An 11,652-nucleotide genomic window follows, 5' to 3' on the forward strand; every position below is an offset into this window, starting at 1 on the left:
CTTGAGATTATCTGTGCTGTCCAATACTCGACGTACCTCCTCTTTGGAAAAAAACTTAGGTAGCTGCCTTTAAAAGACAACACGAATGACAAAATACTTTATCATAATAATCACTTTTTGCTCGATACTTAGCGCTCGTGGACAAACGACAAAAGACAATTTAACGGTCGGACTGACAATTGACCCAAATATTAAGACGGAAGTAGAGAAAAATATCACTATAAGCGAATTTGGCGCTAGACAAGACAAGATTTTAATTTACAATAACCGTATGTTGCTTGACTTCTACGAAGACGACAAGTTAAGTAGCTCACTCAAAGAGCAAGACAATAAAAGCACAGTTTTTAAATCATTTTACTATTGGCAAGGCGATACATTGGGCATAGATGGTGCATTTGGACTTTTCGGGGGAACAGGCTTTTCAATTAAAATGGTTAAAGGCAAGGCAACACTTTATCACATGCTGGCATCGGACAACTTCCCTTCTTACGCATACAACCAAAAGGACAGTTTGATTTTTCGACTTGAAGTGCCGTGCACAGACACAAAAATCATTCTATCAGAAATTCCAGACGCTACAAAAAACAAAGTTATTTATGGATATGTGGAATTTAAAAGTGGTGACTATTATTCAAGCAGCAGTGCAGCGAACGGACAAGAAATTTTGCCGAGGAAGAAGCATAGAGCCAACATGAAAATTTATTTTAAAAGTGCATACGTTGACATTAAATAAAGAAACAGAAAAGGCAGTCTATTACAGCACATTTGCAATGGACGAGGTTTCGTGTCCCGCTGATAGTTTTATGGTTGCTGAAAGGTTAGTTCTCCGCGTCAACATTTAAACTGAAAAGCCCGCCCATCGCAAAGGCGCAAAACGTTGCACGTCATTTTAAAATACGGCACGTCAAAAAAACGTATTTGGCAAAAACACTTCATTCAATTTTATAGCTTACACATAAGTGAAAATGGAGTACATCGGTTTATTCGCGCATATTTATAAAGTTATTGCGGATAATAAATACGGCTTAACGAATTATAAATTGCCCTTGCATCATCAGATAGCCGGCAGTATTTTTATATAAAATTATGAGCATACTTATGAAAAAACTATTATTTCTACTCGTTATTTTTCACATCTTTTTTTCTTGTAAAGGACAATCCACGGAGCATAAAACGTTTTTCGACAACGGTCAGGTTAAGGAAATATATTATTTAGATAAAAATGGGCAGTTGACTGGTGAAACAAACATCTATTTTGACAATGGAAAGTTGTCAACTGTCAGCACATATAAAAGTGGAAAGAAAATTGGTGAAAGCAAGTGGTTTTGGAAGAATGGAAAATTAAGGGGTAGTGTATCATTCAATGAAAATGAAAAAATGTCTGGAGAATGGAAAGAATATCATGAAAATGGACAATTGGCCAATAATGGGGATTATGAAAATGGCGAAAAAACAGGTTCTTGGCACCATTATTTTGATAATGGTCAATTATCCTCGCTAGGAGTTATGAAAAATGGAAATAGTATTGGTCAATGGAAATTGTATCATAAAGACGGAACCAGTAGAGGAATGCAACAATATGACGAAGAGGGACGTCAAACTGGCGAATGGAAAGAATATTACGAAAATGGAGAATTGGAAAGCATTGGCCGTTATGAAGCAGGAATGAAAATTGGCGAATGGAATTATTATTACCAAAATGGCAAATTGGAACATTTGGAGATCTATAATAAATACAAAAGATATAATGGTGAGTGGAAATTTTATAATGAACAGGGTACGTTGATAAAAACCGAAATCTACACAGATGGAAAGGAAACGGGGGATTGGAAGTTTTATGATGAAAGAGGTCATTTAATTAAAATAGAAAAACACTAGAACTCGCAATCGCATTGATCTGCTATTTTTTCCCTACAGATAATAATCACTTATCTCCATCCCTTTATCCACTATACTCATTTTCACGAACATTATACGATTGCGACAGCGAATTTCTAACGGGTCCATAAAGGTAAATTTACTAATAAAATTAGTATTTTTCAATTTTTTGATGTATATTTGATTGATAACCAATTAATAAATATTGTGGCTAGACCAAAAAAACATTTGGGTAGGTAGGTATAAGCGTCCAGCAGAAAAGGAGATAGAGGAAACCCAATCCGATCTGACCCAGGTAAAATCTATGTGCACCAAATCCTCCAAGGAAAAACGCCATTAAAGCTGCGGTTGTTTTATCTTTCATATTTTGTCGATTAATGTGGTTTGTATTGTCTTTTCAAACCTATGGATTGCTTTTCAAGTCTTCTTACGGTTTCCCGTAACCAATCCCACTTTCAAACCAATACCTTAGCCTTACAGTATGTAATAATCTAGATAGTTAAAATTGACCAACATATTCATTCAGAATAAATAATGTATAGTAGGCTTTGGTATTAACCTTGCCCGATTGAAAAATAGCATGCCATGATGGTAACCACCACCAGTTCTGTTCTTTTTCTGTTACCTTCCTTATTTGCCTAAATACATTAGAATTAGTCTATGATGTCAATTTGCTAAACTGAAACGCTTTTATTTTCAAAAATCACAATTTAATATGGCACCACTGCTAGCATTGCCAACAAGCTGCCGATATTGACTCAACCATTTAGAATTTAGTTTTTTTCTGATCGGAATAAAGTCTTTTCTTCGCAATTGCATCTCATCTTCGCTAATGTCAGCTGAAAGCATATGTTGGTCGATATCAATAACGATATGGTCTCCGTTTTTTAGTAATCCAATCAATCCACCTTCAGCAGCCTCAGGTGAGACATGTCCAATAGCTATTCCCCGAGTAGCTCCGCTGAATCGGCCATCTGTTACCAACGCTACAGAACTACCCAATCCCATCCCCATGATCAGGCTAGTAGGTGTCAACATTTCCTGCATCCCCGGGCCACCTTTGGGACCTTCGTAACGGATCACCACAACATCTCCAGCTTTGATCTCACCGGCAAGGATGCCTACTATGGCATCATTTTGACTATCATAGCAAACTGCAGTCCCGCTAAATTTCTTTTCGCCTGTGATTCCTGCGGATTTTACCACAGCTCCCTGCTCTGCAAGATTTCCAAATAGAATCGCCAATCCTCCAACAGGACTGTATGGATTGTTTATTGTATGTATGATTGTTGGATCTTTGATCGCTGCATTGGCAATCTTTTCGAATAGCATTTCGCCACCGACCGTCATATTATCCAGGAGAACATGGTTGCTGCGCTTGGTCATTTCGTTCATTACAGCGTTAACACCTCCGGCGCGATGGACATCTTCCATGTGAACGGTGCTTAAACTGGGCGATATTTTTGCGATGTGCGCTACTTGATCTGATATTGAGTTAATGTCCCTAAGCTGAAAATCTATATCTGCTTCGTGAGCTACAGCAAGCATATGAAGGACAGTATTGGTACTACCGCCCATGGCCATATCCACTGCAAAAGCATTCTGGATGGCGTTTGCATTGATGATGTTTTTAAGTTTGAATTGTTTGGAAAGCTGATCGTCTTTAGCGATTTCACAGATCCTTCTGGCTGATTCCCGATATAGATTTTCACGCTCGGGTGTTAATGCCAATATGGTTCCATTTCCAGGTAATGCAATACCCATAGCTTCCATCAGCGTGTTCATGGAATTTGCTGTAAACATACCCGAGCAACTACCACCACTGGGACATGCATTACACTCGATATCTTTGAGCTCTTCGTCACTGATTAAGCCTGCTTCGTGTTTGCCCACAGCCTCAAAAGCAGTAGACAAGTCAATGGCAGTACCATCTTTGGTATATCCTTTTCTCATTGGGCCTCCACTGACAAAGATTGTGGGCACATCTACACGTAGCGCACCCATAATCATCCCGGGTACAATCTTATCGCAATTAGGTATAGCTATCATCGCATCCAATTTGTGTGCATTCATGACACTTTCAATTGAGTTGGCAATCAATTCTCGGCTGGGGAGCGAGTACAGCATACCATCGTGTCCCATAGCAATACCATCGTCAATACCGATCGTATTGAATTCAAAAGGAATACATCCGTTTGCCTTGATTTCTTCTTTAATAATCTCAGCAACCTTATTCAGAAAAAAATGTCCGGGTATAATTTCGATAAAGGAGTTTGCCACTCCAATAAAAGGTTTATCAAAATCGTTATCATTTACGCCTGTGGCCCGAAATAGGGCTCTATGGGGAGTACGTTGGTATCCCTTCTTTACTTCGTCGCTTCTCATTTTTTATTAGTTAGATAGTAGATTTGAGCCTACTTAATGTTTCAGGTGATATCGCCAGATAAGCTGCAAGGTTGGCATTAGACAAACGCTGTACGAGCTCTGGATTATTTTTCAGTAGATCGCGATAGCGTTCTTTAGCGGTTTGGGTTAATAAGCTGCTGAGTTTATTATTTACAACAGTTAATCCATATTCGAGGATGTAGATATAAAAATTGTCCCAGCCAGGCATATTGTCTCTCAAAAAGGTAAAGTCAGTGTTGCTGATGCTGAGCACCTCCGTATCTTCTACGGCTTGGATAAATTCTGTAGCTGGCTGTCTTGAAATGAAACTGACGATAGAGGTTAGGAAAGTATGTTCAAAAGCCATGAACCGGGTTGCCGTTGATAGTTCGTCATTGCGAAAATATAGGCGCAAACAGCCCTTGCCGACAAAGAAAAGATAGTCTGCAATAGAACCTTCGTTGAGCAGATGGTCATTTTTCTTTATCGATTGGGGTTTAAAATAAGTTAGGGCCTCCGTTAATTGCTGTTCGGTTAACGACGCTTTTTCACGTAACAATTGTAATAGTTGCTCTCTCATCGCTTATTATTTATCGGTCAAAGATGCACTTTATATTAGGATATAGTCGTTGACATTGGTCAAAAACGTCAACGATTTATTAAAGTTTTAATCTCCTTTGATAATGGAACTTTGGTAAGTTTAAAGCTAACATAAAATTAAAATATGCGCCAGTTATTTCTTTGTAAGGTGCGAAACCTGTTCGTATGACTACGGTTGGAGGCAACGGATAGATTAAGTAGATTTAATTTTTACAAAACTTCTTATATGAATTTCCATTTTAGTTATTACTATTGGTCGGATTTTATACTGTCTTCTTTGCACAAAATGAAAAGAAAGCACTTAGCCATTTAGAATTTGAACAAAAGAGCTTATGAAAGAAATGAAAAAACATCATAATATGCGCGCTGTAGCCATTGCACTATTTTCCGTGGTATTTACTTTTTTGTGCATCTCTTGTACTTCCATATCGCCCAAGTATTTAGCACAAAATGCTACGGCACATAGCGTTTCGAAGGTAGAATTGAAGGAGACATACATCTTTGATAATTATCCCCAGAAGATAATAGGCCATAATCATAGCAGTCAGGAGAAGAGTGCAGCTTATAATGAATATTGTCTATGGAACTATATTGAACCAAATTACTATAAAACTGACAGCCTGCACTATCTTTACAAAACTTCATTGGAGCTCACCAAAAAAAATAAAATCCATTTCAAACTAATTGATACCTTAGGAAATGTCGTGCGTGAAAGAACGAGGAAAGTAAAGCCCGAACCGCAAAACTTTGTTTCTTTCAGAAATACCGACCTTGACATCTATGTATTAGTCAATAGATTCTTTACCAAAACTATTTGCTTTGCACTAGATAAACATGGTGATTTAATCGTGCCCAGTGAGTCTACAGCAACCGGTTTTCTTATTCTCTTTCCGCTCGCCGGCGCCCTTAGCCATAATGCATATACTTATCGTCGTGTGTATACAGTCGCCAATTGAAAGGATATAGATCGGAAAAAAATAATTTTAGCGAATTTGTTTCCGTCATTCAACTATTCTTGAAAGACATTTTTGCTCTGTTGTTATTCAGTCTTCTTTAGTTAGATGCAATTGAAGAAAACCGTTTTTAAGCGTCTGTGCTTTGTACCTGAACGTTGAACTTAACTCCTCATTGTTTGCTAAAATTGCTCCAGCTCCAGTGATTATGGGGCTGACGTTAAAATAGATATCGGTAACCAAATCCCTGTCCAAAAAAGCGTTGAAAGTACCTGCTCCGCCTCCAACGGCTATTTCCCGCACTCCTTTTGCAGACATATATGCAATTGCCTCTTCGGGACTTGCTACAGTCTTGTAGCCATCAGCCGTATAAGATTTATCTGCCAATATGATGATTTCTATTCCATTAAAATGTTCTTTTACTGGATCTGGAAAATTTAGAAAATTTTCAAATGTTTTCAATCCTATCACTACATTTCCAATCCGTCTTACAGATTGTATATAAAATTCCATTGCTTCCGGTGGCAGTTTATGATGCGGATTATCGGATATCAAAATTCTTCCATTAGCCGAAATATTTGCGATTACTGTTACTTTCATAATGATTTTCTTTAAATTTCTGTACCACAAAACTATTGGATATTCAATATATATTTACTATTCATTACCTTTAGGAAAGTAACTATCTAATGAGCAATAAAAATATTGATAAAGAAACTATATTGGCATTAAAAGATGGCATTGAATTGCTCAGTGGTAAATGGAAATTTTGTATTCTGCACAATTTGCAGAAACACGGCACAATGCGGTTTAAAGATCTGCAAGAGATGGCTCAGGGAATATCCCCAAAAGTTCTATCCAAGGAACTTCAGGAATTAGAAGATAATTTACTGATTAGCAGAACGGTTAATGACACCAAACCTGTGACCGTTTCTTATGCGCTTACCGCCTATGCTAAAGAAACGGAGGAAGTTGCCAATGCTTTAATTAAATTTGGTCTAAAGCATAGAGGTAAAATTAAAGCAAAATGAGGTTTCTATTTTAACAGCTCATTTTTTGATTATAGAACTAGCATGCTTCCATCCCAATATTATCTCCTATAGATACCGGTTTACGTATAGAACGTGCTCGTTTCCATTTAAAGACAGTATATCCGTTCAAGGAAATACAGTCCTTATTCGAAACAAGTATGGTGAATATTTTGTATATTTAGACAACGGAGGTTATTATGGCATCAGCATTAGAATTGAGAGAAGAGCGCAAAAAGTTAAATCAAGCAAGCGAAACAGGCTTCTGAAATTGCGAATAAGGAGAACCGGGCATTAGATCTATCAATCCAGGTTGTCGAGGACGGATACGTCGTTGAAAAACATATAGATGGGAGCCGTCAGATTATTAAAAAAATAGATCGGATAAAGAGTAAAGTTAAATTAAAAAAAGGTATTGTTTTATGCCTAGAGCCAAAAGGTTAAGAGTATTTGCCGGTCCAAACGGTCCCCCAACCTGATCTCCTTATAATGATTCATACGGCTTTGGAATAGCGATCCATAAACGGCAGGATTGCCCCTCAAAGAAAAATCAGTCCAAAGTGTGCAACCATGGAAACAAACGTGGTCGATTCCCAAAGATTCATTTTCGAGCACATAGATCTTTGAATTGCTCGAAGCGTCCTTGATTTTATAGAGTGTTTTCGGATACGCTCCCTTATAATATTAATGATTGCCCAGTACAAAGATGATCGGTATATCCAATGAAAGTGATTTGAGCCAGCTTATCCCTTTTATCCCTAGATCAGTATTTCCAGCCAAAACAAGAACATCAGCTATCCGTAGATTTATATCATTGTATCCAAATTCTCTATGTAGGTCGCTAATGATATGAATTTTCATTTTTGATTATCTTTGTCAATCGTACTGCCATCGTCTATTTTCAATGTATCATTCAATATTTGTAAGATCTTTCCTGTACCAATCACACGGGGCCCTTCCCGAAATTCAAATAACATACCTTCGGCTAGTCTTCCTTTATAATATATGACACCAAGTATCCGGATCACCGCTTTGACTTCCTCCCCAGGATACACCGTATCTTTATCGATAAATGTTTGTTCACCGGAAGTTTGCATTTCGTCAAAATCAAATTTGATCTGAGGTCTATATTTAGAGAAAACAGGAGTCTTTCTTCCACCTTCTTGTGTTGTTCTATAATGAAGCTGCGCTATGAAATCAGACATATATCGAGACTTTTTCTAAAATTAGTCAATTTATTGCAGTCATGAGTTGTCATCGGAATTGTACTTCCTATGATGTATACCCAATGCAACTCCAAATCCAACAAGTGAGCACCATATAATGATGATATTCTCACGCCCATTTAGCGCAGATAATTTAAATATTGGATGTGTATGCATGTAATCTGCCATTGGCCATACGAATTGTGTACGAAATAACATTTTTTTTGTTTTATCAATTTTTATTACTTACTTTTATGTAGGACATAACAACTATTCTACATATAGAGAATAACCAATAGAGGGATACGATGGCTGATCTTAAGCCTTAAAAATAAAGGAATATCGTGCTGCGCTGGAATAATTAGGATAAGTCATCGTTTGGGGAGCGTCTGTGGGAAACGCTCATTTGCATCTGTTTTTTTACACTTAATAACCATAAATTATGATTTGGACAAGCAAAAAAGCGAGCTTATTTGTGGGGACCCAAATTATCCTCGTATCCTCGTTGTACGCGCAGCAGCGTGTCGAAGGTACGGTTCGGGATCAACAGGGAAAACCTTTACAATCCATTACTGTTTCGGGTCGGCATTCGGGCAACCGGACGCAGACCGATGCCAATGGAAAATTCCGGCTTGAGCTGCAGCGGCTGCCGGACACGCTGCAGTTTCGCTCGGTCGGCTATCAGCCTTTGGACCGGCAGGTGTCGGCCGGCGGTTCGCTGACTGTCGAACTCATCGCCACAAACCGGAGTCTGGATGAGGTCGTGGTGGTTGGCTACGGCACACAGTCACGTCGCACGCTGACCACTGCCATCAGTAAAGTGGATGGCAAGGCACTGGAAAATGTGCCGGTCAGCACGGTGGGCGAGGGTCTGAAAGGAAAAGTGGCCGGCGCCCGTGTGTATCAGTCGAACAATAGTCCCGGGGCTGATCCTGTCTTTCGCATCCGTGGTGGCTCTTCGATCAATAAAACCAACGATCCCCTAGTTTTAGTAGACGGCGTCGAACGTGCTTTCTCGGGTGTCAATCCCAATGATGTGGAATCCATTGAGGTGCTCAAAGATGCGGCATCAACAGCGATCTACGGTTCTCGGGCATCAAATGGGGTGGTGCTGATTACCACAAAAAAAGGAAAAACAGCCGAACAGGCAACCATTACCTTTGATGCCACCTACGCCTTCCAACAGCCGGAATCAAAGATGAATATGATGAGTGCCCGCGATTATATCCAGATCGTGCGGCCTGCGGTGGCCTTGAGCCCCAATCCCAATTACAATACGAGTTCGGGCTATTCGGCGAGTTCGGGCAACGATGCCAACTCCATTTATTCCACCCGTTACCTCCAGGCCGGTGAGGCTGTTCCTACGGGCTATCAGAGCATGTCGGACCCTTTGGACCCGAGCAAAACGCTGATCTTTCAGGACAACAATTACCAGGACTTGCTCTTCCGGAATGTGGGCTGGCAAAATTACTACGTGGGTGTCAATGGCGGCAGCCAGCTTGTCCGTTATGCAGCGAGTGCAGGTTATACGGATGACGGTGGTGTAGCCCTAGGTACAGGATACAACCGATTCTCCGCAAGAGGCAAGGGCGATGTTACCTTCTCCAGGAAGCTGTCGCTCAATACAGCCTTTGATTATTCCCTGACCAATTCCCAGGAATTTGAAAATCAGACAAACGTCATTGCCCGGGGACTGGCGACTCCGCCAACACAGAAGATGTACTTTGACAACGGCCGGCCGACCCCGGGGTACAATGCCACCTCGCCAAGTCCGCTATGGTGGGACTATACGCGAGATTATGGCACCAAAGACCGACGTTTATCGCTGATCGGCGGCCTTGACTATGAAATTATTGATGGGCTTAAAGCACAGGTACAGGTATCCAACTATTCCCATCTCTCCAATTATCATTATTTTGAAAAGGCACATGAATTTTCGGGATTGCGCAGTACCAAGGCGAGTCAGTCCCAGCTGGATCGCAGCAAAGTGGATGCCCTCTTAAAATACGATGCCAACTGGAACCAGGGGCATACCATATCCCTGCTGGGCGGTTATTCGTATCAGCAGACGGATTTTAATTCCTTTAGTGCCTCCGTCAACGGTGCCAGCTCCGACAAGGTGCCAACGCTTTCCGCCGGACCGAACAAAACGGGGGCCGATGAAGATGTCTGGCAACAGGTCCTGATCGGTTATTTCGGTCGTGCCAATTATGCCTATAAACAAAAGTACCTGCTGATGGGTACCTTTCGGTATGATGGTTCATCGCTCTTCGCCAAGGAAAACCGCTGGGGATTTTTCCCAGGTGTTTCAGCGGGCTGGGTAGCCAGCCAGGAGCCTTTTATGCGCGATCAGCAGACGGTAAACTACCTGAAGTTCCGTACCAGTTATGGACAGACAGGAAATAACTCCATCGGACTATACGATGCGTTGGGCAAATTTACCACCGATATCCGTTACGATGGCGCAGCCGGCATTTATGCTTCTACGATGCCCAACCGCGACCTGACCTGGGAGACTTCAACGCAGTTTGACCTTGGTTTTGATCTTGCCCTGTTCAACAACCGGATCAATATCCAGGCGGATTATTTTAATAAGACTACCAAAAATCTGCTTTTCAGCGTGCAGCTACCCAATACCTCGGGCTTTTCCACGGTACAGACCAATGTGGGCAAAGTGCGGTTCCGGGGATTTGACTTTGAAATCGCCAGCGACAATATACGGTCAGGCAAATTCCGATGGGACAGCAAGCTGACCTTGAGTTTTGTAAAAAACAAGGTACTGGAACTGCCTGACAATGGCCGCGACAAAAACCGGATCGGTGGGATTCAGTTGGCCGATGGTACTGCTTTTGGTGGCACCGCAGAGGGCGAATCGCTGTACCGTTACTTCGGCTACAAGGTGGATCATATCCTGCAGACGCCCGAGGAGGCTGCCGTCGCCCGTTACGATGAGTCAGCCCGTGGCTGGAGTCCGACGGACAAAAAGAACGTCAAAGGGCGCAAACTCGCCGGGGACTACGAATGGCAGGACCGCGACGGCGATGGCGTCATCAGCAGCAAGGACCAGTTTGAACTCGGTGCTACCGTGCCACATACCACGGGCGGACTGGCCAACAACTTTAGTTATGGCTCTTTCGGACTCAATATCTTTGTCGACTGGGCACTGGGACATTCGATTAACCATACTGCCTACATGCGCTATTTCATGAATACCTTTGCTAACAATTATACCTTGGTGGAGGAGGTCAATCAGACCTGGAAAAATGCTGGCGATCAGTCGAAGTATGCCCGTTTTACGGCCAATGATCCCGATACTGGTAACAGCAATTTCTCGCGGACCTCTGACGTGTTCAACTACAAAGGCGACTACCTCTGCCTGCGTGAAGTGTCTTTTCTATACCAGTTACCAGATACTTGGAGCAAACGCATTGGGGTCCGCTCCATGCAGCTGTCGGTTTCGGGGCAGAACCTTTTTTATTTTTCTGCCCTGCGGGGAACAGGAATATCGCCCGAAGTTGGCGCATCCACGACCTATAGCAACGATTATTATAACTATCCGGCCATCCGCAAGATCGCGATCGGCGCTAAGTTAACTTTATAAAC

11 protein-coding genes are annotated in these 11,652 nt (G+C 41.4%); 5 read left to right on the top strand and 6 right to left on the bottom strand.

The genetic code is table 11. The features are described 5' to 3' along the window. Positions 1-85: 85 nt before the first annotated feature. Positions 86-733 (top strand): hypothetical protein, encoded by a 648-nt coding sequence (locus D7322_RS13710; RefSeq protein WP_121124773.1) that lies wholly within the window; start codon positions 86-88, stop codon positions 731-733. A gap of 365 nt (positions 734-1,098) precedes the next feature. Then, positions 1,099-1,878 carry a toxin-antitoxin system YwqK family antitoxin gene (locus D7322_RS13715; RefSeq protein WP_183078703.1) on the top strand — a complete coding sequence of 260 codons (780 nt, stop codon included), beginning with the start codon at positions 1,099-1,101 and terminating at the stop codon, positions 1,876-1,878. A gap of 211 nt (positions 1,879-2,089) precedes the next feature. Here the strand turns inward: D7322_RS13715 and D7322_RS29260 are convergent, their stop codons facing one another. The 3 genes from D7322_RS29260 to D7322_RS13730 form a co-directional block, all read right to left on the bottom strand. After that, a complete protein-coding gene (locus D7322_RS29260) occupies positions 2,090-2,242 on the bottom strand; it encodes a TM2 domain-containing protein (protein ID WP_121124777.1) in 153 nt (50 codons plus the stop codon). Positions 2,243-2,574: 332 nt separating this feature from the next. Further along, positions 2,575-4,263 carry a dihydroxy-acid dehydratase gene (gene ilvD, locus D7322_RS13725; RefSeq protein ID WP_121124779.1) on the bottom strand — a complete coding sequence of 563 codons (1,689 nt, stop codon included), beginning with the start codon at positions 4,261-4,263 and terminating at the stop codon, positions 2,575-2,577. Between the two features lie 10 nt (positions 4,264-4,273). Further along, complete coding sequence (locus D7322_RS13730) at positions 4,274-4,843, bottom strand: Crp/Fnr family transcriptional regulator (RefSeq protein WP_088161870.1); 570 nt, start codon at positions 4,841-4,843, stop codon at positions 4,274-4,276. 352 nt (positions 4,844-5,195) lie between these two features. Between D7322_RS13730 and D7322_RS13735 the strand changes: the two genes are divergently transcribed. Continuing rightward, the gene (locus D7322_RS13735; protein ID WP_121124781.1) at positions 5,196-5,819 is read left to right on the top strand and encodes a hypothetical protein; all 624 of its coding nucleotides are present in this window, start codon (positions 5,196-5,198) and stop codon (positions 5,817-5,819) included. 87 nt (positions 5,820-5,906) lie between these two features. Here the strand turns inward: D7322_RS13735 and D7322_RS13740 are convergent, their stop codons facing one another. Next, complete coding sequence (locus D7322_RS13740; protein WP_121124783.1) at positions 5,907-6,416, bottom strand: dihydrofolate reductase family protein; 510 nt, start codon at positions 6,414-6,416, stop codon at positions 5,907-5,909. 89 nt (positions 6,417-6,505) lie between these two features. On the opposite strand from D7322_RS13740, the gene D7322_RS13745 reads away from it, so the two are divergent. After that, a complete protein-coding gene (locus tag D7322_RS13745; RefSeq protein ID WP_121124785.1) occupies positions 6,506-6,847 on the top strand; it encodes a winged helix-turn-helix transcriptional regulator in 342 nt (113 codons plus the stop codon). A gap of 681 nt (positions 6,848-7,528) precedes the next feature. Here D7322_RS13745 and D7322_RS13750 read toward each other — a convergent pair. Then, complete coding sequence (locus tag D7322_RS13750; protein WP_121124786.1) at positions 7,529-7,705, bottom strand: serine/threonine protein phosphatase; 177 nt, start codon at positions 7,703-7,705, stop codon at positions 7,529-7,531. Continuing rightward, on the bottom strand, positions 7,702-8,049 hold the full coding sequence (locus tag D7322_RS13755; RefSeq protein ID WP_121124789.1) for an EF-Tu C-terminal domain-related protein: 348 nt from the start codon (positions 8,047-8,049) through the stop codon (positions 7,702-7,704). Before D7322_RS13755 ends, D7322_RS13750 begins: the two co-directional genes overlap by 4 nt. 442 nt (positions 8,050-8,491) lie before the next feature. On the opposite strand from D7322_RS13755, the gene D7322_RS13760 reads away from it, so the two are divergent. Further along, entirely contained in the window at positions 8,492-11,650 is a 3,159-nt protein-coding gene (locus D7322_RS13760) for a SusC/RagA family TonB-linked outer membrane protein (protein WP_121124790.1), read from the top strand. Positions 11,651-11,652 lie beyond the last annotated feature (2 nt).

The organism is Sphingobacterium puteale (genome assembly GCF_003627955.1).
Classification (GTDB): Bacteria; Bacteroidota; Bacteroidia; order Sphingobacteriales; family Sphingobacteriaceae; genus Sphingobacterium; species Sphingobacterium puteale.